The organism is Modestobacter sp. VKM Ac-2985, from assembly GCF_026967925.1.
Lineage (GTDB): Bacteria > Actinomycetota > Actinomycetes > Mycobacteriales > Geodermatophilaceae > Modestobacter.
On sequence record NZ_JAPVBI010000003.1, the window covers coordinates 600,617 to 621,411 of the forward strand.

The following is a 20,795-nucleotide window of genomic DNA, read 5'->3' on the forward strand; positions in this document are numbered from 1 at the left end:
GCCAGATGATCTCAACGTCCACGCGCCGCACCGCTGGGTGGGTCGGTCAGGGCAGGACGGCGCGGGTGCGGGCGGCGACGTCGAACAGGTCGCCGTGCTCGGCGACCCGGGCCAGGACGTCGTCGGTCCGGAAGCGGACCGACTCCGGGTCACCGCCCTCGCGCACCGCGTCGACCTCGGCCCAGCGCAGCGGGGTGGAGACCGTGGCCAACGGCCGGGCCCGCAGCGAGTAGGGCGCGACCGTCGTCTTCGCGGTGTTGTTCTGACTCCAGTCGACCAGCACCTTCCCGGGCCGCAGCGCCTTCTCCATCCGCCAGACGACCTCCTCGGGCGTCTGGCGGCTGAGCTCCTGGGCCAGGGCCTTGGCGTACCGGCTGGGGTGCTCCTTGTCGGCGCACTCGATCGGGGCGTAGACCTGCATGCCCTTGGAACCCGAGGTCTTGACCACCGGGTCCAGCCCGTCGGCGACGAGCCGCTCCCGCAGCCGGTGGGCCACCTGCGCGCACTCCACCACCCCGGTGCCCGGGCCGGGGTCCAGGTCGAGCACCAGCAGGTCGGGCAGCTGCGCCACGCCGGCGTCGTCGACGCGCCACTGCGGCACGTGCACCTCCAGCGCGGCCAGGTTGGCCGACCACGCCAGGTCGGGGACTGCGGAGAGCAGCACCATGTCCAGCGTCTCCCGTCCGCGGGACGAGCCGGGCGAGGGCACCGTCACCGAGCGGACCCACTCGGGGGCGTGCCGGGCGCTGTTCTTCTCGAAGAACGCCGTGCCCTCGACGCCGGACGGCCAGCGGGTGAAGGTGACCGGTCGGTGCGCCACGTGCGGGAGCAGCACCGGCGCGATCCGCACGTAGTAGTCGATGACCTGGGCCTTGGTGAACCCCACCTCCGGGAACAGCACCTTCTCCAGGTTGGAGACCTCCAGCTGGCGGCCCTCGATCTGCACCCGCTGCCGGCTCACCCGGGCTCCACCACGACGTCGGCCGGGGCCAGGTCCTCGCGCAGCCCGCGCCAGGCCGGGTGCCGCAGCTTGCCCTCACGGGTCCACTCGGTGAACACGACCTCGCCGACCAGCGCCGGCTCGACCCAGTGCGCGTCCCGGGTCACCTCGCGCGGCAACGCCCCGTCGAAGGGGGCGGACACCCGTGGGGTGAGCAGCGGCTCGAGGTCGGCCAGCGCCTTCGCGGTGAAGCCGGTGCCCACGTGCCCGGCGAAGACCAGCCGGCCCTCCTCGTCGTGCACCCCGAGCAGCAGGGAGCCGATGCCGCCGGCCCGCCGCCCTGCCCCGGGGCGCCAGCCGCCGACGACGACCGACTGGGTGCGGAGGTTCTTGGCCTTGCGCCAGTCCGGTCCGCGACCACCGGGCCGGTAGACGGAGTCCAGCCGCTTGGCGACGACGCCCTCCAGCCCGTTCTCCCGGCTGGCCGCCTGCACCTGCCGCCCCACGCCGGCGGTGTCACCGCGGAACCAGGGAGTGGTCACCCAGCGGCCACCGGTCAGGCCGAGCGCGTCCAGCCGGGCCCGCCGCTCGGTGTAGGGCAGGCCGAGCAGCGCCTCCCCGTCCCAGGCCAGCAGGTCGAAGACCAGGTAGCTGACCGGGGCGGCCGCCGCCAGCCGGGTCACCTCGGGCCCGCTGCGGTGCATCCGGCCCTGCAGCAGCCCGAAGTCCGGCCGACCCTGCGCGTCCATCGCCACGACCTCGCCGTCGAGCACGGCGTCGTGCGCCGCGAGCACCGCCGGCAGCGCCCCGAGCTCGGGGTAGGTCGCCGTCACGTCGTTGCCGCTGCGCGCCCGCAGCCGCAGCCGCCCGCCGCGCGCGTGTGCCAGCGCCCGGACGCCGTCCCACTTGAACTCGTAGCCCCAGCGCAGGTCGTCGTCGCGAGGCAGCTCGCCGATCGCGGCGAGCATCGGGGGGAGGTCCTCGGGCACCCCGTCGGCCACCGGGCCAGCGGTCACCGGGTCGGGGTCCAGCCTGCGCAGGGCCCAGCTGCCGTCGGGCAGCCGGAACAGCACGTACCGGCCGGTCAGCCGCTGCCCGTCGAACGCCACGGTGACGTGGTCGTCGGTCCAGGTCTCGGTGGCGTAGCGGCCGGCGTCCCAGATGGTCGAGATCCCGCCGCCGTACTCGCCGGCGGCGATGGTGCCGGAGAAGGACGCGTACTCCAGCGGGTGGTCCTCGGTCGGGACGGCGAGCCGGTTCACGCCCGGCTCGGTCGGCGGGCCCTTCGGCACCGCCCAGCTCTTCAGCACGCCCCCACGTTCCAGCCGCAGGTCCCAGTGCACGCGCTCGCCCGTGCGGCCGCGCGGCGTGCGGTGCTCGTGGACGACGAAGGTGTCGTCGTCGCCCACCGGCAACGGCTGCCCGGCCGGCGGGACCGGCTCGGCCGTGCGGGTCGGGTCGCGCTTGGCCCGGTAGGAGGCCAGCGGATCGGCGGCGGCCACCGCGGGTCAGGCGGTCTTGCGGGGGCGGGTCGCGCGCTTGGCCGGCTTGGCCGGCGCGTCGTCCTCTGCCGCGGCGGCCTTCTTCGGCGCCGCCTTCCGGGCCGGGGCCTTCTTCGCCGGGGCCTTCTCCCCGGCGGCCGCCTTCTTCGCCGGTGCCTTGCGCGCCGTCGTCTTCCTCGCCGGGGCCTGGTCGTCCGCGTCGTCCCCGTTGCTGTCGTCCGACCCGGCTGCGGGGGTGCTGCCGCCGGCGCGTTCGACGCTGCGCCGCAGCGCGCTCATCAGGTCGACCACCGCGCCGCCGCCGTCGTCGGCGGTCTCGGGCGCGGGCTGGACCTCACCGCCGGACTGCTTGGCCTCCAGCAGCGCGGTCATCGCCTCGCGGTAGTCGTCGGTGAACTGGGTGGCGTCGAAGTCCCCGGCCATCGTGGAGATCAGCGACTCGGCCATCGCCAGCTCCTGCGGCCGGACCGGCACCTCCTCGTCGAGGAAGGTGAAGGCGGGCCGGCGGATCTCGTCGGGCCAGCGCATGGTGTGCAGCACCAGCACGCCCTCGCGGACCCGCAGCGCGGCCAGCGACTCCCGCTGCCGGATGGCGATCTTGGTGATCGCCACCTGGCCGGCGTTCTCCAGTGCGGTGCGCAGCAGCACGTAGGGGCGGGTCGCGACGCCGTCGGGCTCCAGGTAGTACGTCTTCTCGAAGTGGATCGGGTCGATCTGCTCCTGGTCGACGAACTGGAGCACCTCGATCTCGTGCGTGGTGCCCAGCGGGAGCTGGTCGAAGTCCTCGTCGGTCAGCACGACCAGCTGGCCGTCGGGCAGCTCGTAGCCCTTGGCGATGTCGCCGTACTCCAGCTCCTCGCCGTCGACCGAGCAGACCCGCCGGTACTTGACCCGGCCGCCGTCGGCCTTGTGCACCTGGTGGAACCGGATGTCGTGGTCCTCGGTGGCCGAGTACAGCTTGACCGCGATGCTGACCAGACCGAAGGAGACCGCGCCGCGCCAGATCGACCGCATGACCGCCTCCTGTCCGCGGGGTCCGGTGACGCCCGCCGCCTCGACAAGATCACAGGATAGGTGCCCGGATGCCTGCGCGGCAGCCCGAGACGGTCACGCACCGCAGCGCCTCACCCGGTCGGGGAACCCGGCCACGACGTCACGCCGCGGATCACCGACGGACGGCGGCCACGCAGCGTGACGCCTGACCCGGGGTCAGACCTCCTGGCCGGTGATGCTCCCGGCGTCCTCGTCCTCGCCGGGACGCAGCCCGCCGTTCTGGATGGCGTCGTAGACGAACTGCAGGACGTCGGAGCCGGCCACCATCGTCATGGTCAGGGCCGCCAGCCGGGTCGCCCGCGGTGCGGTGACGTAGCTGAGCACGAAACCGGTGCCGACCCACTGGGCCATGCAGAACGGGCAGGTCAGCAGCTCCCCCACCGCGTGCTTGACGCCCCCGTGCTCGCGCACCTCCTCGGCGACCTCGGCCTCGCCCGACGTCCCCTGGTAGCTGACGAACGGCGCGCGCACCGGGGCGGTGACCGGGTCCTTGGCGATCCGCCGGGCCAGCCGGAAGGTGCCGACGGTCAACAGGACGGCGTCCCCCAGGGGGATCCGGCTGGGCAGCTCGCGCCCCGACACCCGGATCGCCGTCGCCGCCGCGCCCACCAGGCCCATGTAGACGCTCATCGCACCCAGGTCCGCGGCCAGCGGCCGGGCCTCTCCCTGCGTGTACTCCTCCTGCTGGGTGCGGGCCCAGCGGCGGACCGGTCGCCCGATCCGCTGCACCTCGTCTGTGATCGCCATGCCGCGCCGGTACCCGCACCCCCCGGTGCCATGCGGCGGGGGGATCGGGATCACGCATGCCCGGCAGGGCCTCGGGTAGGGGCCGACCACGACGCCGGTCACCCGACCGGCTCCCCCGTCCCCCGGACGGACGAGCGCGCCCGCCCCTGCGGCGCGCAGAACGGAGGCACTCCCATGACCGACCCGGACCGCGCCGCCCGCGACTCAGCACTCAACGACGCCGAGTTCCCCGACGACGAGCGTGGGCTCACCGGCACGGCGGACGGCCCCCGCGGCGATGTCGGCCCCGAGGGTCAGACCGCTCGCGACGTCTTCCCCGAGGACAACGGCATCCCCGAGGTCTCCCAGGACGACAGCCCGACCATGGCCCGCGCCGAGGACCCGGAGTTCGCACCCGAGCCCGGCGACCGCCAGCACCAGGCCGTCGACTTCGGGACGACGGCACGCGAGGAGTCCGAGGGCGAGCCGCTGAGCGGCCGGCTGGAGCGGGAGGTCCCGGACGACGCACCCGACGTGCGCCCCGCCGAGGACCCGGACCGGGCCGTCGCCCAGCTCGACCAGGACGAGGACACCGACCGGCTCAGCGACTCCGGGACCAACCGCACCGGCGACGACGTCGAGGCGTTCGCCGACGCGCCGGTCGGTGGCGAGGGCCCCGAGGAGAGCGCGGTCCACGTCGTCGAGGGCACCTGAGCCCTTCCGTCGCCCGCGACCGGCCGGGCCTGGCCGGCCCGCGAGCGGTTGAGCACTGGATTGGTGCCGCGATCATGACGCGGCTAGGTTGGGCGCCACGGTTGAGCAGCCAGCCGTGGCCTGCCCGAGAGCTCCTCGGGGGGCGTTCACGAACCTCGGTGTCCCGGGCCGCGTCTGGACCGGACGGTGTACCGCGTACATTGTCCGGGCATCCGCGTGCCCGCCAGGCATCGCCGCTGAGAGGAGCTGCAGTCCGTGACCTCATCCGACTCACCCGCCGAGGGCTCGCGCGACGTGTCAGCCCCGGCTGACTCGAACGACGCGCCCTTCGACGACGTGATCACGCTGTCGACGTCCACCGACGACGACGGCACGGTCACCGTGACGGTCGTCGGCGAGGTCGACACCTTCACCGCACCCGTCCTGCGGGCGTCCCTGGACACCCAGCTCGAGCAGCAGCCGACCGCACTGGTCATCGACCTGTGCGGTGTCCAGTTCCTCGGCTCGGCCGGTCTGGCCGTGCTCGTGGAGACCCAGAAGTCGGCGCGCTCCCGCGACGTCGGCCTGCGACTGGTGGCCAACACCCGCGCCGTGACCCGGCCGCTCGAGGTCACCGGCCTCATCGACCTGTTCACGATCGCCGAGAAGGCCTGACCTCAGGGCCTCGCCCGGTACGACGACGGCGCTCCACCTCCGGGGTGGGGCGCCGTCGTCGTGTCCGGGGTCGTTCCTCAGGCGCTGAGCAGCTGGCAGACCGCCGCCTCGATCTTCCGCTGCGCGGTCCGGTCGTCCGGGGCCTGCGCGGCGTCCGACAGTGCCTCGGCGACCGTCTCGCCGTGCTCGTAGCGGTCGACCACGCGAGGGTCGACGTAGCTGTTCTTGCAGACCGTCGGAGTGTTGCCCAACTGCTCGGAGACCTTGACGTAGGCCTCGCGTACCGCCCGCTTGCGCGCCGTCCGGCTGTTCGGCGTGGGTGTCTCGGCCAGTGTGGCGGCCATCATCACCGTCGCGGTCCAGGTGCGGAAGTCCTTGGCGGTGATCTCGGCCCCGCTGACCTCCTTGAGGAAGGCGTTCACCTCGTCGCTGGTCACGTCGTGCCAGCTCCCGTCCGCCAACCGGTAGCCCAGGAGCTCCTCGCCCTCGTCCGCCGGCCGGTCCAGCAGCTGCCGGACGACGGTCGCGGTCGGCCGGTCGAGCAGCTCGACCTCCCGGTCGATGCCGCCCTTGGCGGTGTAGTGGAAGAAGACCCGCTCCCCGCGCACCTCGACGTGCTCGCGGCGCAGCGTGGCCAGTCCGTAGGTGCCGTTGTCCTCCGCGTACTGCTCGCTGCCCACCCGGAAGGCGCCGAGGTCCAGCAGCCGGACGGCGCAGGCCAGCACCCGCTCGCGGTTGAGCCCGCGGGTGCGCAGCGCGGTCGCCACCTCGTCCCGGACGTCGGGCAGCTGGTGGGAGATCTCCAGCACCCGCTCGTGCTTGGCGGCGTCCCGCTTGACCCGCCACTCCTCGTGGTAGCGGTACTGCCGTCGCCCGGCGGCGTCGGTGCCGACGGCCTGGATGTGACCGTTGGGCCACGGACAGATCCAGACGTCCTTCCAGGCCGGGGGGATCGCCAGCGCCCGCAACCGGTCCAGCCGGTCGTCCCTGATCGGGACACCGGCCTCGTCGAGGTAGGAGAAGCCCTTCCCGGCGCGTCGCCGGGTCCAGCCCGGGGCGTGCACGTCACTGCGCCGGAGTCTCACGCCGAAGGGATGTGCACCACCGGGTGCGCTCAAACACGACCGGTCACCACCTCCCACCGCGGCCCGCCCCCGATCGGCGAACCGGGTTTGACAGCGCGCCCCAACGGGCAACGCAGCCAGGCGGTCGGTCTACCGTCAAGGGAGCCGGGTTCGGCCCGGGCACCCGTCGCGGAGCGGCCGTTCGTCGCTCGCGCTCCGTCCTGGAGCCGCGGGCGGGTGCGCGAAGATGGACAGCCGCGCTCCCGTCCGGGAGCGCGGGGACGACGAAGGAGCGAACGACGCATGGTCGACACGACGGGCGCCGCCACCGGCGAGCGGCGCACCGAGCGGCTGGAGCTGCGGGTCCCCACCTCGCCCACCCAGCTGCCCGCGGTGCGGGCGATGACCGGTGACCTGGCGATGCGGATGGACTTCGACCTCGATGCGGTGGAGGACCTCCGCCTCGCCGTCGACGAGGCCTGCGCCACGCTGTCCTCCGTCGCCCTCGGCGACGCACCGCTGACGGTCGTGTTCGAGGCGGCCCGCGACGGCCTGCGGATCGATGCCTGGGTGCCCACGGCTCCCGGCGTGGACGTGCCGCGGGACGGTTTCGGCTGGGCGGTGCTGCACACGCTGGTCGACACGGTCGAGGCCGGACCGAGCAACCAGTCGGTCGTGGTTGCCGGCAACGGCCAGGCCACGCCGGTCGCCTGCATCAGCCTGGTCAAGCAGCTGCGGCGCTACAGCGCGATCGACGCCCTGACCGAGCAGTCCGACCCCGACGTGTCGGTCGCACGGTGACCCGGTCGGCTGCTCCGGACTCCCCGGCTGCCGACGACGCCGTCCTCGGCCCGGGCGAGCCCACCGGGTCCCCGAACCCGGCCACCGAGACCCCTGCGGGCGCCGGCGCTGCCCCGGAGACCGAGATGACGACGGAACCCACGGAGACGACCCCGGCGGACTCCTCCGCCGACACCCCCGCGGTCGCCCCGGAGGCGGCCGCCGAGCCGGTGCCGATGTCGGACAACCGGAAGCGGGCTGAACGCACCGCGCCGCTGTTCGCCGAGCTCGCGACCCTGGACAAGGGCGACCCTCGCCGGGAGCGGCTGCGGGAGATCCTGGTCGAGGAGCACCTGCCGCTGGTCCGGCACTTCGCCCGCCGGTTCAGCAACCGCGGCGAGCCGTTCGACGACCTGCTCCAGGTCGGCACCCTCGGCCTCATCGCGGCGATCGACCGGTTCGACCCGGGTCGCGGGGTGGAGTTCCTCTCCTTCGCCGTGCCGACGATCACCGGGGAGATCAAGCGGCACTTCCGCGACCAGGGCTGGTCGGTGCGGGTGCCGCGGCGACTGCAGGAGCTGCACCTCTCGCTGAACGCGGCGGTCAGTGAGCTGTCCCAGAAGAACGGGCACGCACCCACGCCGTCCGAGCTCGCCGAGCACCTCGGCATCCCCCGGGCGGAGGTCCTCGAGGGCCTCGCGGTGGCCAACGCCTACCGCAGCAGCTCGTTGGACGAGCGCCTCTCCGGTGAGGAGGACTCCCCCACCCTGGCGGCGACGCTCGGCGAGGAGGACGCCGCCCTGGAGGGCGTGGAGTACCGCGAGTCGCTGCAGCCGCTGCTGGCCACCATCCCGCCGCGTGAGCGCCGCATCCTGATCCTGCGGTTCTTCGGCAACATGACCCAGTCGCAGATCGCCGCGGACATCGGCATCTCCCAGATGCACGTGTCCCGGCTGCTCAGCCAGACCCTGGCCAAGCTCCGCGAGGGCCTGCTCAAGGACTAGGGCCCTGGACGACACCGGCCGGCACCCCCACGGGGTGCCGGCCGGTGTGCTGTCCGGTGCGACTCAGCGCTGCTGGTCGCCGGGCGGTCCGTCCATCGGCGGTTCCAGCTCCGCCGGGCGGTTGCGCGGGTCGGCGGCCGGGCCGCTCTCCTGCACGTCCTGCTTGACCTGGGACAGCGGCGGTGGCTTGGGGATCTGCGGCGCCGTCTCCCCGGCCTGGTCGGCGATGCTGGACAGCGAGATCTTCGCCTCGGGCTGCTCGGCGGCCGGCGGCAGGTTCGAGTCGAACCAGTTGCTGGTGTCCAGCGAGGACGCCGGCGGCTGGGTCGCACCGGCGGCCTGTCCGCCGGAGGGTGCGTCGACGTCCAGCCAGCTGCGCTGCCCCTCGCCGTCGTCCCCGCCGCCCAGCTTGGACAGCCCCTCCAGCGCCTTGCTGAACTCGCTGGGCACGATCCACATCTTGTTGGCGTCGCCCTGGGCGATCTTCGGCAGCGTCTGCAGGTACTGGTAGGCCAGCAGCCCCTGGTCGGGCTTGCCGTCGTGGATGGCCTGGAACACCGTCTCGATGCTCTTCGCCTGACCCTGCGCCTGCAGGAAGAGCGCGGCGCGCTCACCCTCGGCGCGCAGGATCCGGCTCTGCCGCTCGGCCTCGGCGTCCAGGATCGCGGCCTGCTTCTTGCCCTCGGCGGAGAGGATCGAGGCGGCCTTCTGGCCCTCGGCGGTGGTGATCGCCGACTGCCGCTGACCCTCGGCGGTGAGGATGACCGCGCGCTTGTCGCGGTCGGCCCGCATCTGCTTCTCCATCGAGTCCTGGATGGACGGCGGCGGGTCGATCGCCTTGATCTCGACCCGGGCCACCCGCAGGCCCCACGGGCCGGTCGTGCCGTCGAGCACGGTGCGCAGCTGGGAGTTGATGCCGTCCCGGCCGGTCAGCGCGCCCTCCAGGTTCAGCCCACCGACGACGTTGCGCAGCGTCGTGGTGGTCAGCTGCTCCATGCCGGTGATGTAGTTCGCGATCCCGTAGACCGCCAGGCGCGGGTCGGTGACCTGGAAGTAGACGACGGTGTCGATGCCGACCTGCAGGTTGTCGGCGGTGATCACCGGCTGCGGCGGGAAGGAGATGACCTGCTCGCGCAGGTCGATCGTCGCGCGCACCCGGTCGACGAACGGCACGAGCAGCGCCAGACCGGGCGAGAGGGTGCGGCTGTACCGGCCCAGGCGCTCGACCACCTTCGCCTGCGCCTGGGGGACGATCGTCACGCTCTTGGCCAGGATGAAGGCCACGAGCACGGCGATCACGATCAGAGCGATCAGGGCGGGTTCCACGAGGGCGGTGCTCCGTTCCTAGGAGTGGTGCGGCGAACCGATCCTCCCCCGTCCGGCTTCCCTCTGGCACCCCTGGGGCCCCGGGTCACCCGATCGCGGGCTCAGAGGTGGCTGACGTAGGCGATCGGGCCCTCGATCTGCACGATGCGGACCTCGGCGCCGACCTCGTAGGCCTCGTCGTCGAGCAGGGTCCGGGCGGTCCACTCGTCGTCGCCGAGGCGGATGCGCCCCTCGGTGTTGTCCACACGCCGGCTGACCACGGCCTCGCGGCCGACGTAGGTCGCGACGCCGTCGATCTGCTCGGGGGTGCGGTCGACCAGATGCCGCTTGGCGACCGGCCGGACGAACACGAGCAGCCCGGCCGAGACGACGATGAACGCGACCAGCTGGAGCCACACCGCTCCGCCCAGCAGTGCGACGGCCACCCCGCCCAGTGCGCCACCGGCGAACATCAGCAGGACCAGGTCGAGGCTGGCGACCTCACCGGCCGCGAACAGGCCTGAGGCGATCAACCAGAGCAACCAGGCGGGCACACTCCGAGTCTGGCACGACGAGGCGCCATCCCGCCGCCGTCCCACGCGCGGCGGCGGCACCGGGATGACCGGTCTGTGCCGCACGGTGGCGGAACCGTCGTAGCCTCGTTCACCGTGCACGACATCGCCGCCGGCCGGTTCGCCGTCTGGGCCACCGCCTGGCTCACCGGCCGCAGTTCCTACGACGAGGCGCTCGACGTCCTGCTGGGCGAGACCGCCCACCGGGTCGTCGGGCTGCCCGGCACCGACGAGGCGGTACCGCTGGGCTGGGCGCTGAGCGCGCTGCGCGGGCTGGGTGAGCAACGGCTGCGGCTGGTGCTGCCGGTCCCCGGCGACACCCGCGGCCTGCCCGCGGTGCCGGACCTGGTCGCGCTCGGCCTGGAGTCCGGGCAGGCCGCCGTGGGCTCCCGGCTCGCCCTGGTCCCGGAGGCGCTGGGGCCCGAGGCCGTCTCCTGGACAGCGGTCCCTCTCGACGGTGCCCCGCCCCTGGCGCCGCCGGTGGAGGGCAACCTGCGGGCGGTCTCCGGCGCGCTGGACCTCACCGTCGGCGATGCGGCCCGCACGCTCGCCTCGCTGGACCTGGCGCGCTGGAACCCCGAGGTCCCCGGCCTGCTGGCCGGGCTGGCCCGCACGGTCCACGCCCCGGGTCTGCCGGCCGACCACGACCCGGTGGCGCTGTCGGTGCTGGGCCGGGCGCAGCGGTTGGCGCAGGTGCTGGACCTGGCGATGGCCGACGCACCGGGGGCCGCGGTCACCCACGCCCAGGCAGCGGCCCGCGACGAGGCGCTGCGTCCGCTGGCCACCGCCGTCCGCGAGGCGACGGTGGCGGCCTACAACTGGGTCCCGAGGAGCTGAGCTGCGGCGCTCTCGCGCCGTTCCACCCGCTCTGACGCCGCTGCAAGGGCGGCAGAGCGGGTGGGGGTGCGCGAGAGCGGGCTCAGGCCGCCGGGCGGGTGGGGCGCTGCACGAAGCAGCAGCTGGCCGGGCAGTTGGTGCCCAGCCGGGGCTCCCCGCCGGACCGTCGCTCGGCCAGCAGCTCCCGCAGCGACGCCACGAACGCCGGGTGAGTGCCCGCGGTCGCCGCCCGGGCGAAGGTCAGGCCCAGCTCGCCGGCGGTCTCCTCGGCCTCGTTGTCCAGGTCCCAGATGACCTCGAGGTGGTCGGAGATGAAGCCGACCGGGAAGAGGACGACGGCGGTCTCCCCCGACTCGGCCAGCGCCCGCAGGTGGTCGTTCACGTCCGGCTCCAGCCACGGCACCGACGGCGGCCCGCTGCGGCTCTGCCACACCAGGTCGAAGCCCCGCCCCGGTGCCGCCGCCTCGACGACCAGCTCGGCGGCCCGCTGCAGCTCGGCTTCGTAGGCCCCGCCGTCCGGCCCGGCCACCGCGGCCATCGCGTCCGGGATGCTGTGCGCGGTCGCCACCAGCCGGGCGGTACCGCGGACCTCCTCGGGCAGCGAGGCGATCGCGGCGGCCAGCGCCTCGGCGTTGGCCTGGACGAAGCCCGGCGCGTCGAAGTAGTGCGGCAGCTTCTCGGCGGTGGGGCCGGTCGGCGCGGTGGGGTCGAGCTCCAGCGCGACGCGAGCCCGGGCGACGTCCTCGTGGTACTGCCGGCAGCCGGAGAACGAGGCGTAGGCCGAGGTGGCGAGCACGTAGGCGTGCTCGATGCCGTCGGTGGCCATCTGCCGCCAGGCGTCCTCGACGTAGGGCGCCCAGTTGCGGTTGCCCCAGTACACCGGCAGGTCGATGCCCGCGCCGGCGAGCTCGGCCTCCAGCGCGGCGACCAGCGCCTTGTTCTGGTCGTTGATCGGGCTCACGCCGCCGAAGTGGTGGTAGTGCTCGGCGACGGCCTCCAGCCGCTCGGGCGGGATGCCCCGGCCGCGGGTGACGTTGAGCAGGAACGGCATCACGTCGTCGTGGCCCTCGGGGCCACCGAAGCCGAGCACCAGCAGCGCCTCGCGGCGCCCGGCCGGGGCCGGCTCGGCCGAGGGGGCCACGCCGCCGTTGTTGCGCACGGCCAGCGACGGTTCCTGGTCGGGCTCCTGGCCGGGAGGGGTGAGGGAGGCACCTGCCGGGAGGGGGTGCCGGGGGCTTGCGAGGTCGGTCACGAGACCGTCATACCCCCACGGCGTGGAACCCGCCGTCGACGTGCACGATCTCACCCGTCGTGGCCGGGAACCAGTCCGAGAGCAGCGCCGTGACGGCCTTGCCGGCCGGCTCGGTGTCGGTGACCGACCAGCCCAGCGGCGCGCGACCCTCCCAGGCCTCCTCGAACTGGGCGCTGCCCGGGATCGACTTCATCGCCATGGTGCGCAGCGGGCCGGCGGCGACCAGGTTGACCCGGACGCCCTCGGGGCCCAGCTCACGGGCCAGGTAGCGGGAGGTCGACTCCAGGGCCGCCTTGGCCGCGCCCATCCAGCCGTAGACCGGCCACGCGACGGTGGCGTCGAAGGTCAGGCCGACCACCGAGGCGGTGTCGCCGAACAGCGGGCGGCAGGCCTGGGTGAGCGAGGCCAACGACCAGGACGAGACCTGGAACGCCGTCGCCGCGTGCTCCCACGCCACCTCCGGGAAGCCGTCGCCCATCGCCTCCTGTGGCGCGAAGCCGATGGAGTGGACGACGCCGTCCAGACCGTCGACGTGCTCGCGCAGCCGGTCGGCCAGCGTGGCCAGGTGCTCGGTGTCCGTCACGTCCAGCTCGACCACCGCCGCCTCCTGCGGCAGCCGCTTGGCGATCCGCTGGCACAGCGACAGCGCCCGGCCGAAGTTGGACAGGACGACGGTGGCGCCCTGCTCCTGCGCGAGGCGCGCGACCGAGAACGCGATCGACTGCTCGGTCAGCACGCCGGCGACCAGGATCTTCTTGCCGTCCAGAATGCCCATCAGTGCCCCATCCCCAGTCCACCGTCGACCGGGACGACCGCCCCGGTGATGTACCCCGCCTGCTCGCCCGCCAGGAAGCGGACGACGCCAGCGATCTCGTCTGCCTCGGCGAGCCGCCCCAGCGGCACCTGCCCGAGGATCTCCTGCTGCCGCTTCTCGGGGAGCTCCGCGGTCATGTCGGTCGACACGAACCCCGGCGCCACCACGTTGGCGGTGATGTTGCGCCCGCCCAGTTCACGGGCGATCGAGCGGGCCAGCCCGACCAGGCCGGACTTGCTCGCCGCGTAGTTGACCTGCCCGGCCGAACCGAGCAGCCCGACGACGGAGGAGATGAAGATCATCCGTCCTGCGCGGGCGCGCACCATCTTCGGCGCCGCCCGCTTGGCGACCCGATAGGCGGCGGTCAGGTTGGCGTCGATGACGTCGGTGAAGGCGTCCTCGCCCATCCGCAGCAGCAGCCCGTCGCGGGTGATCCCGGCGTTGCTGACCAGCACCTCGACCGGGCCCTGGTGCTCCTCGACCTCGGTGAAGGCGCGGTCGACGGCGGCGGCGTCCGTGACGTCGCACTGCACCCCGAACAGGCCGTCGGGGGCGCCGCTGCCGCGGTGGGTCACCGCCACGGAGTCACCCGCCTCGGCGAACGAGCGGGCGATGGCCAGCCCGATCCCCCGGTTCCCACCGGTCACCAACACCGACCTGCCCATTGCGCCCACCTCATCGAGCCGACCGTGCGTTTCGTCCTGGTGAACCTAGTCGGTGGGCCCACGTCACACCGGACGAGCCCCGGAGCCGATCGCGTCGCAGACTGGCCGGGTGACGTCGTCCCCGACCGGCCCGCGGGGCCTCGTCCGGCTGCTGAACACCGCCGACGGGCGGGCGCTGTGCCTGGCCGGCGCGGTGGACGCCGACGTCGTCCTGGCGTTCCAGCATCGCTACGGCCGCGAGCCGGTACGGGTCGACGTGATCGACGCCGGGTCGGTGACCTCGCTGTCCGGCGCCGCGCTGGAGCTCGTCCGCGACCACCTGGACGTCGCCGCCCTGGGCGGGCGGACGGTCACGCTCCGGCGGTCCCCTGCCTTCGGCCGGCTGCTCCAGCAGACCTGACCCGGCGCGGGCGGGGGGCCGGCGCGACACAGGCCCCGCCCCGGCCGATCAGGTCAGTACGCCGCCACCGCCGTCGGCCGGGCCAGTCGGACGCCGACCGCGGCAACCACGGACAGCGCGCCGAGCACCGTGAGCGCGGACCCGAGACCGTCCAGCGCGCCGCTGAGCGCCAGCACCACCAGCGGGCAGACGAACTGGCCGAGGAACAGCGCCGACGTCCAGACCCCGGTGGCCCGGCCACGCTGCTCGAAGCCCAACGAGCCGAGCGCCCAGCTGAGCAGCGCCGGGAGCAGCAGCCCGTTGCCCAGCCCGGTGACGACCGCGCAGACCGCCACCACCGACACCGAGGACGCCATCGCCAGACCGAGCAGGCCCAGCCCCGAGAGGAGGAAGGCCACCGGGATGGTGACGACCGGCCCCAGCCGGGTGAGCCGGCCGAAGGCGAACGCGCCCGCCGCGGTGCCCAGCGAGCCGATCGCGCTGACCGCGCCGATCGTGCCGGTGGACTCGACGCCCAGGTCGTCGAGCTTGAACGACAGCTCCACGATCAGCACGTAGAAGACCAGGCCACCGAAGAGGGTCACGCCCACCGGTGCAGCCAGCTGGTGCCAGGGCAGCGCGGGGAGCTTCCCGATGCGCGCAGCTGAGCCGGCCGCCGGCTGCCAGATGTGCCGGGCAGCCAGGACGGCGAGCGGCAGGCTCACCGCGTACAGCCAGAACGGGGCCCGCCAGCTGCTCTCCCCCAGTGCGCCGCCCAGCCCGAAGAAGAGCGTCGCCGCGAGGGTGGTGCACACGACCTGGTAGCCGAAGTAGCGCTCCCGCTCCGGGCCGGAGAAGTAGTCGGCCAGCAGGGTGGTGCAGCAGGTCATGATCGCCGCCTCGGTCAGCCCGACGAGCACCCGGCTGGCCACGATGAGCTCCAGCGAGTCCAGCCAGAGCGGCGCCGTGCCCACCACGGCGTAGGCGACCAGGGCACCGACGAGCAGGCGCTTGCGGCCCACCCGGTCGACGATGCGGCCGGCGATCATCGCGGTCAGCCCGATCACCAGGGCGGGCGCGGTGAGCACGATCGGTGCCAGCGCCTGCACCCCCGGCGTACCGGCGAAGGCGTCCTCGATCGCGGGCAGCACCGGCGCCAGCAGGACCGAGCCGAGCACGGCCAGGCAGCTGGACAGCAGGAGCACCGCGACCTGCGGGCGCCCGGCGGGGCGACCGGTGACGGGGTCGACGGCCCGGCCCGCGCCGGGCGGTTCGGACAGCCGTAGGCGGCTCGGTGCGGACTCGGACACGGGCGTCTCCTCGGGTTCAGCGCCGGTCGGCGGTGACCGGCATCACTGACCGAGGAGTGTCAGGACCGCGCCGGGCGAGCGGAAATCACTTCTCCTGGGGTCGGCCATCAGCCGTGTCGATTCCCAGTGGACCGTCGACAGCCTGTCGGGCGGCCCGGGCGATGACGTCGCGCAGGTAGCGGTGCTCGGGGTCGTCGTCCAGCGCCGGGTGCCACCACATGGCCTCCACCAGCGGGCCGGCCTCGAACGGGCAGGACAGGGCGCGGATCCCGACGCCGAGCGGGAGCATGTCCACCAGCCGCCGTTGCAGCAACGCGATCCGATTGCTGCCGGCGACCAGGGTCGGCACGGTGATGAAGTCCTCGGTCACCACCTGCACCCGCGGTTCGATCCCGAGCATCCGCATCTGCCGCGCGGCCGGGGTGGAGGCGGTCTGCCCGTGGTAGGTCACCACCCACGGCAGCGTCCGCAGGTGCTCCACGGTGAGCCCCTCCTCGGCCACGGGGTTGTCCGAGGACACCACGCACACCCACTCGTCGCGGTAGAGGTCCTGGTGGGACAGGTCGCTGACGAAGCCGTGCGGCAGCAGCATCACGTCGGCGCCCAGCAGCGTCTGCTCCGCCCGCTCGACCAGGGCCGGTGAGTGCGGGGTGAGGCGCAGCCGGGTGTGCGGCGCCTCCTCACCCAGCAGCCCGGCGAGGGTGTCGCCCAGGACGATCACCACGTAGTCGCTGACCAGCACGGTGAACTCCCGCGTCGAGGACGACGGGTCGAACTCCGGCTGTGCGGTGAACACCCGCTCCGCCCCGGCCAGCGCCAACCGGGACAGCTCCCGCAGTTGGACGGCGAGCGGGGTCAGCCGGTACTCGTTCCCCGTCCGGGTCAGCAGCTCGTCGTCGAAGTGCCGGCGGAGCCGGGCCAGCGACGCCGACAGCGCCGGCTGGCTCAGGCCCATCCGCGCCGCGGCCCGGGTCACGCTCCGCTCCTGCAGGAGGGCGTCGAGGGAGACCAGCAGGTTGAGGTCCAGCCGGGCCAGGTTCATGGACAGGGAGTATCCACGCCGTCTATGCCGCCCATCAGCACTCTCGTCTTCCCTGATCGCTCGCCGTCGCCGAACGTCACGTGGGTCGCTTCAAGGAGGAAACCGACGTGACCCACGACGCACCGACCGAGCTCGACCGCTCCGACCCGGAGTCCGCCATCGCCGTGGCTGCGAAGCGCTGCTCCAACTGGGGCCGCTGGGGCGCCGACGACGTCCTCGGCACGCTGAACTTCCTCGACGAGGCCAAGCGCCTGGAGGGCGCCCGCCTGGTCCGGCGCGGGGCGAGCTTCTCCCTCGCCCAGTCCTTCGACATGAACGGCCCGCAGAAGGGCTGGCGGCGACGCACGAACCCGGTGCACACGATGCTGGACACCGGCACCGACGCCGAGCGCGGTGTGCAGGGCTTCCCGCACGGCATCGGCGGAGCCGATGACGTCATCTCGATGCCGCTGCAGGCCTCCACCCAGTGGGACGGGCTCGGCCACATCTTCGACCACGGCATGGCCTGGAACGGCCGCCGCGCGGGCGACGTGGTCACCAGCGCGGGCGACGCGGTCACCGGCATCGAGACCGCCGCCTCGCTCCTCGCCGGCCGCGGCGTCCTGCTGGACGTCGGCCGGGCGCTGGGCACCGACGGCGAGCTGCCCGACGGCTTCGCCATCACCACCGCGCACCTCGCCGCCACGATCGCGGCGCAGGGCGAGACCGCCCGGGTCGGCCGTGGCGACCTGCTGCTGGTGCGCACCGGCCGGCTGGCCCGTGCCCGGCGCGACATCGCCGAGGGCCGCGGCTGGGGCGACTACGCCGGCGGCGACGCCCCCGGCCTGTCGTTCACCACAGCCGACTGGCTTCACGGCACCGAGATCGCCGGCATCGCCACGGACACCTGGGGTCTCGAGGTGCGGCCCAACGAGTTCGACGTGGCCTTCCAACCCCTGCACCAGGTCTGCATCCCGAACATCGGGCTGTTCCTCGGCGAGATGTGGGACCTCGACGCGCTCGCCGCCGACTGCGCGGCCGACGGCGTCTGGGAGTTCTTCCTCACCGCCGCGCCCCTGCCCGTGACCGGCGCCGTCGGTGCACCGGTCAACCCCATCGCGGTCAAGTGACGAAGGAGTCCCCGTGCCCGCAGTGAACAACGTCCTGGTGGTCGGCAGCGGCCTGGCCGGGGCAGCAACCGCCGTCCACCTGGCCGGCCGCGGTGTCGCCGTCGACCTGATCGAGATCACGCCGGACGTCGCCGCCGTCGGCTCCGGCATCACCCTCCAGGGCAACGCGCTGCGGGAGCTGCGCGCCCTCGGCGTCTGGGAGCAGGTCGAGGCGGCCGGCTACGCCTTCGACGTCACCGGGATCCGGGCCCCCGACCCGCACGGTTCCGTGGTCGCGGAGATCCCGGACGCGAAGACCGGCGGCCCCGACCTGCCCGCGGCGATGGGCATGCCCCGTCCGGAGCTCGCCCGGATCCTGTGCGACCGGGCCACCGAGGTCGGGGTGGAGGTGCGCTTCGGGACGACGTTCACCGACCTCGCCCAGGACGAGGCCGGCGTCGACGTCACCTTCTCCGACCACTCGACCCACCGCTACGACCTGGTGGTCGGCGCCGACGGCCTCCGGTCCTGGACCCGCCGAGCCCTGGGGATCAACCTGGAGACCCGGTCGATCGGGATGGGCATCTGGCGGGCGTTCGGCCCGCGTCCGGCCAGCGTCACGCGTACGGACCTGTACTACGGCGGGCCGTCGTTCATCGCCGGCTACTGCCCCACCAGCGACGACTCGCTCTACGCCTACATCGTCGAGCCCGCCCAGGACCGCAGCGGCCTCACCCCGGACGAGCAGCTGGCCACCATGCGGGAGCTGTCGGAGGCCTACCACGGCCCGTGGGACGAGATCCGCGAGACGCTCACCGACCCCTCGCGGGTCAACTACACCTGGTTCGAGACCCACGTGCTCGACGAGCCGTGGAACCGCGGCCGCGTCGTGCTGATCGGCGACGCCGCGCACACCTGCCCGCCGACCATCGCGCAGGGCGGCGCGATGGCCCTGGAGGACGCCGTCGTCCTGGCCGAGCTGCTCACCGAGCGGACCGCGCTGGACCAGGACCTCTGGGACGCCTTCCACGCCCGGCGGTACGAGCGCGCGAAGACCGTCGTCGACGCCTCCAACACCCTCGCCCAGTGGCAGCTCGACCACGTGCAGGGCGACGCGCCGGCGCTCTTCCGCCGGATCGCCGTGCTCACCAGCCAGCCCGCCTGAGACAAGCGGAAGGACCCACCCATGACACAGCAGCGCCTGATCACCCACCTCCGGCACGTCGACCTGGCCGTGCCCGACTTCGACACGCAGCTCGACTTCTACTCCGGCACCTGGGGCCTGAGCACCGAGCACACCGACTCGGGTCTGGCCTTCCTCGCCGCTGAGGGCTCCCCGGAGCAGTACATCGTGCGGCTGCGGCAGTCGGCCGACAAGCGGGTCGACCTGATCTCCTTCGGCACAGCCACCGCCGCCGACGTCGACACGCTCGCCGGGCAGCTCGCGGCCGACGGGGTGCACCTGATCGGGGAGCCGGACACGCTGCAGACCCCCGGCGGTGGCTACGGCTTCCGGTTCTTCGACAACGAGGGCCGGACCGTCGAGATCAGCTCCGACGTCGCCGTGCGGCAGCACCGGACGGTCGAGGAGGGCGAGTCGATCCCGGTGCGGCTGAGCCACGTCGTCCTCAACTCCGCCGACCCGGAGGGCACCGTCGCCTTCTACGGGAAGCACCTGGCCTTCGCCCTGTCCGACACCCTGGTGCATCCACGGATGGGCAGCATGATGTGGTTCCTGCGCACCAACGCCTGGCACCACAGCATGGCGGTCGCCCGCGGTCCGCACCCCTCTCTGCACCACGCCTCCTTCGAGCTTCGCGGCATCGACGAGTACATGCGCGGCACCGGCCGGCTGCTGCGGCAGGGCGTGGAGAAGATCTGGGGCCCGGGTCGGCACCTGGCCGGCAACAACACCTTCAGCTACTTCCTCGACCCGCACGGCAACACCGTCGAGTACACGACGGAGCTCGAGGTGCTGGACGAGGACACCTGGCACCCGCACGTCTACGACTTCAGCAACCCCGAGGTGTCCGACCAGTGGGGCACCGCCAACGCGATGAACGAGTTCGTCGCCCAGCGCTCGTTCAACGACCCGGACCGGGGCCTGTTCGTGGCCCCGCCGGTCTGATGCGGTTCGCCACCTGGGCACACGCCGGGTCGGTCCAGGCGGGCGTCGTGTCCGACGCCGGCGTCCACGCCTTCCCTTCCGGGATCTCCGTGCTGGACCTGGTGCGGGCCGGGTTGCCCGCCGCGTTGGAGGCCGGCGCCGCCGCGCTGGACGGCCCGTCGGTCGCGCTGGCCGACGTCCGGCTGCTCCCCCCGCTCGAGGCACCGACGGTGCGTGACTTCGTCGCGTTCGAGGAGCACGTCGAGGGCGTGGTCGCGGGGATGGGACAGGGCGGCGGCGTGGTGCCCGAGTGGTACGAGGCGCCCACCTTCTACTTCACCAACCCGTACGCCCTCATCGGCGCGCACGACGACGTCGCCGTCCCGCCCGGTTCGCAGCGGTTCGACTTCGAGCTCGAGGTCGCCGTCGTGGTGGGACGGGACGGCGCCTCGCTGACGCCGGAGCAGGCCCGCGAGCACGTCTTCGGCTACACCGTCCTCAACGACTGGTCGGCCCGGGACCTGCAGGCCCGGGAGATGCGGGTGAACCTCGGCCCGGCCAAGGGCAAGGACTCGGCCACGACCCTCGGCCCCTGGCTGGTCACCGCCGACGAACTGGAGCCGTACCGGGACGACGACGGCTTCCTCGCCCTGGACATGCGGGTGCGCGTGAACGACGTCGAGATCGGCCAGGACCTGCTGTCCAACATGGGCTGGCCGTTCGAGGAGCTCATCGCCTACGCCGCCCGCGGCACCGTCGTCCGCGCCGGCGACGTGCTCGGCTCGGGCACCTGCGGCAACGGCGGCTGCCTGGCCGAGCTGTGGGGCCGCCGCGGTGACCAGGCCCCGCCGCCGCTGCGACCCGGCGACGTCGTGGAGATGACCGTCGAGGGCATCGGCACCATCCGAAACCGCGTCGTCCCCGGGGTGCAGCTGCCGCCGGCGGCCCCGGCCCGCCCGCGCACCCGCCAGCGCACCACCTGACCGG

Annotated in this window: 22 protein-coding genes; 10 read left to right on the forward strand and 12 right to left on the reverse strand. The window is 73.5% G+C overall.

The window, feature by feature from the left end; translation table 11 throughout:
- Window positions 1-46 precede the first annotated feature (46 nt).
- The 4 genes from ligD (O2V61_RS18880) to O2V61_RS18895 form a co-directional block, all read right to left on the reverse strand.
- Entirely contained in the window at window positions 47-961 is a 915-nt protein-coding gene (gene ligD / locus O2V61_RS18880) for a non-homologous end-joining DNA ligase (protein ID WP_269184809.1), read from the reverse strand.
- Window positions 958-2,442 (reverse strand): non-homologous end-joining DNA ligase, encoded by a 1,485-nt coding sequence (gene ligD, locus O2V61_RS18885; RefSeq protein ID WP_269184810.1) that lies wholly within the window; start codon window positions 2,440-2,442, stop codon window positions 958-960. The genes ligD (O2V61_RS18880) and ligD (O2V61_RS18885) overlap by 4 nt, the downstream gene beginning before the upstream one ends.
- Window positions 2,443-2,448: 6 nt before the next feature.
- Window positions 2,449-3,456: a non-homologous end joining protein Ku gene (ku, locus tag O2V61_RS18890; RefSeq protein WP_269184811.1), complete on the reverse strand. Its 1,008-nt coding sequence runs from the start codon at window positions 3,454-3,456 to the stop codon at window positions 2,449-2,451.
- A gap of 195 nt (window positions 3,457-3,651) precedes the next feature.
- Window positions 3,652-4,242 (reverse strand): DUF1360 domain-containing protein, encoded by a 591-nt coding sequence (locus tag O2V61_RS18895; protein WP_269184812.1) that lies wholly within the window; start codon window positions 4,240-4,242, stop codon window positions 3,652-3,654.
- A gap of 174 nt (window positions 4,243-4,416) precedes the next feature.
- Between O2V61_RS18895 and O2V61_RS18900 the strand changes: the two genes are divergently transcribed.
- Both O2V61_RS18900 and O2V61_RS18905 read left to right on the forward strand, forming a co-directional pair.
- Window positions 4,417-4,935 (forward strand): hypothetical protein, encoded by a 519-nt coding sequence (locus O2V61_RS18900; RefSeq protein ID WP_269184813.1) that lies wholly within the window; start codon window positions 4,417-4,419, stop codon window positions 4,933-4,935.
- A gap of 255 nt (window positions 4,936-5,190) precedes the next feature.
- Window positions 5,191-5,589, forward strand: a complete 399-nt coding sequence (locus O2V61_RS18905) for an STAS domain-containing protein (protein ID WP_269160889.1) — start codon at window positions 5,191-5,193, stop codon at window positions 5,587-5,589.
- Window positions 5,590-5,666: 77 nt separating this feature from the next.
- Here the strand turns inward: O2V61_RS18905 and O2V61_RS18910 are convergent, their stop codons facing one another.
- Window positions 5,667-6,674, reverse strand: coding sequence for a DNA topoisomerase IB (locus O2V61_RS18910; RefSeq protein WP_269184814.1), 1,008 nt, complete (start codon window positions 6,672-6,674; stop codon window positions 5,667-5,669).
- Window positions 6,675-6,956: 282 nt separating this feature from the next.
- On the opposite strand from O2V61_RS18910, the gene O2V61_RS18915 reads away from it, so the two are divergent.
- The gene (locus O2V61_RS18915) at window positions 6,957-7,454 is read left to right on the forward strand and encodes an ATP-binding protein (RefSeq protein WP_269184815.1); all 498 of its coding nucleotides are present in this window, start codon (window positions 6,957-6,959) and stop codon (window positions 7,452-7,454) included.
- The gene (locus tag O2V61_RS18920) at window positions 7,451-8,437 is read left to right on the forward strand and encodes an RNA polymerase sigma factor SigF (RefSeq protein WP_269184816.1); all 987 of its coding nucleotides are present in this window, start codon (window positions 7,451-7,453) and stop codon (window positions 8,435-8,437) included. The genes O2V61_RS18915 and O2V61_RS18920 overlap by 4 nt, the downstream gene beginning before the upstream one ends.
- A 63-nt stretch (window positions 8,438-8,500) precedes the next feature.
- On the opposite strand, the gene O2V61_RS18925 is transcribed toward O2V61_RS18920, so the two are convergent.
- Together O2V61_RS18925 and O2V61_RS18930 are read right to left on the reverse strand one after the other, a co-directional pair.
- Entirely contained in the window at window positions 8,501-9,763 is a 1,263-nt protein-coding gene (locus O2V61_RS18925; RefSeq protein WP_269184817.1) for an SPFH domain-containing protein, read from the reverse strand.
- Between the two features lie 101 nt (window positions 9,764-9,864).
- A complete protein-coding gene (locus O2V61_RS18930; protein WP_269184818.1) occupies window positions 9,865-10,296 on the reverse strand; it encodes an NfeD family protein in 432 nt (143 codons plus the stop codon).
- A gap of 114 nt (window positions 10,297-10,410) precedes the next feature.
- On the opposite strand from O2V61_RS18930, the gene O2V61_RS18935 reads away from it, so the two are divergent.
- Window positions 10,411-11,151: a hypothetical protein gene (locus O2V61_RS18935; RefSeq protein WP_269184819.1), complete on the forward strand. Its 741-nt coding sequence runs from the start codon at window positions 10,411-10,413 to the stop codon at window positions 11,149-11,151.
- A gap of 82 nt (window positions 11,152-11,233) precedes the next feature.
- On the opposite strand, the gene O2V61_RS18940 is transcribed toward O2V61_RS18935, so the two are convergent.
- The 3 genes from O2V61_RS18940 to fabG are packed head-to-tail and all read right to left on the reverse strand — an operon-like array spanning window position 11,234 to window position 13,882.
- A complete protein-coding gene (locus tag O2V61_RS18940; protein ID WP_269184820.1) occupies window positions 11,234-12,403 on the reverse strand; it encodes a ferrochelatase in 1,170 nt (389 codons plus the stop codon).
- 7 nt (window positions 12,404-12,410) lie between these two features.
- Window positions 12,411-13,178 (reverse strand): enoyl-ACP reductase FabI, encoded by a 768-nt coding sequence (gene fabI / locus O2V61_RS18945; protein WP_269184821.1) that lies wholly within the window; start codon window positions 13,176-13,178, stop codon window positions 12,411-12,413.
- Window positions 13,178-13,882, reverse strand: a complete 705-nt coding sequence (gene fabG, locus O2V61_RS18950; protein ID WP_269184822.1) for a 3-oxoacyl-ACP reductase FabG — start codon at window positions 13,880-13,882, stop codon at window positions 13,178-13,180. The genes fabI and fabG overlap by 1 nt, the downstream gene beginning before the upstream one ends.
- A gap of 109 nt (window positions 13,883-13,991) precedes the next feature.
- Between fabG and O2V61_RS18955 the strand changes: the two genes are divergently transcribed.
- A complete protein-coding gene (locus O2V61_RS18955; RefSeq protein ID WP_269184823.1) occupies window positions 13,992-14,282 on the forward strand; it encodes a hypothetical protein in 291 nt (96 codons plus the stop codon).
- A 53-nt stretch (window positions 14,283-14,335) separates the two neighbouring features.
- Here O2V61_RS18955 and O2V61_RS18960 read toward each other — a convergent pair whose 3' ends face one another.
- Window positions 14,336-15,571 (reverse strand): MFS transporter, encoded by a 1,236-nt coding sequence (locus tag O2V61_RS18960; protein WP_269184824.1) that lies wholly within the window; start codon window positions 15,569-15,571, stop codon window positions 14,336-14,338.
- Between the two features lie 85 nt (window positions 15,572-15,656).
- Entirely contained in the window at window positions 15,657-16,613 is a 957-nt protein-coding gene (locus tag O2V61_RS18965) for a LysR family transcriptional regulator (protein ID WP_269184825.1), read from the reverse strand.
- 107 nt (window positions 16,614-16,720) lie between these two features.
- On the opposite strand from O2V61_RS18965, the gene O2V61_RS18970 reads away from it, so the two are divergent.
- The 4 genes from O2V61_RS18970 to O2V61_RS18985 are packed head-to-tail and all read left to right on the forward strand — an operon-like array spanning window position 16,721 to window position 20,791.
- The gene (locus tag O2V61_RS18970) at window positions 16,721-17,722 is read left to right on the forward strand and encodes a cyclase family protein (protein ID WP_269184826.1); all 1,002 of its coding nucleotides are present in this window, start codon (window positions 16,721-16,723) and stop codon (window positions 17,720-17,722) included.
- A 13-nt stretch (window positions 17,723-17,735) separates the two neighbouring features.
- Window positions 17,736-18,866, forward strand: coding sequence for an FAD-dependent oxidoreductase (locus O2V61_RS18975; RefSeq protein ID WP_269184827.1), 1,131 nt, complete (start codon window positions 17,736-17,738; stop codon window positions 18,864-18,866).
- 21 nt (window positions 18,867-18,887) lie between these two features.
- Window positions 18,888-19,829, forward strand: a complete 942-nt coding sequence (locus tag O2V61_RS18980) for a VOC family protein (RefSeq protein ID WP_269184828.1) — start codon at window positions 18,888-18,890, stop codon at window positions 19,827-19,829.
- Entirely contained in the window at window positions 19,829-20,791 is a 963-nt protein-coding gene (locus O2V61_RS18985; RefSeq protein ID WP_269184829.1) for a fumarylacetoacetate hydrolase family protein, read from the forward strand. The genes O2V61_RS18980 and O2V61_RS18985 overlap by 1 nt, the downstream gene beginning before the upstream one ends.
- Window positions 20,792-20,795 lie beyond the last annotated feature (4 nt).